1 protein-coding gene is annotated in these 343 nt (G+C 61.5%); it reads right to left on the minus strand.

The window, feature by feature from the left end; translation table 11 throughout:
- A partial coding sequence (locus E1180_RS22435; RefSeq protein ID WP_244314025.1) for a tyrosine-type recombinase/integrase occupies positions 1-343 on the minus strand: 343 nt, incomplete at both ends.

The following is a 343-nucleotide window of genomic DNA, read 5'->3' on the forward strand; positions in this document are numbered from 1 at the left end:
CGGCGTGTTGTTTCGCGAAGGGAAGACCAGCTCGGTCACTTCCAAGTCTGCGTCCTGCCGCAGTCTTTCGAATAGCTCGATCAGATAGGGAGAAAGAGGCACCCGATGCGGAACCTTTGCTTTCATGCGCTGGGCCGGCAGGGTCCAGACCCCTGCGGTCATGTCTAGTTCCGGCCAAGCCATCTGCCGGACTTCCCCCGAGCGAGCGGCCGTCAGGATCAGCACTTCCAGCATGAGTTTCGAACGTGTGTGCAATCCGGCATGCAAAACGTTCGACACAAAGACCGGCACGTCCCGCCAGGGCACGGCGGGTTGGTTGGCAACCCGTTCGCGCTTGCCGGGC

The sequence above is a fragment of the Roseibium denhamense genome, from assembly GCF_009711415.1.
In the GTDB taxonomy this organism is placed as follows: Bacteria; Pseudomonadota; Alphaproteobacteria; order Rhizobiales; family Stappiaceae; genus Roseibium; species Roseibium denhamense.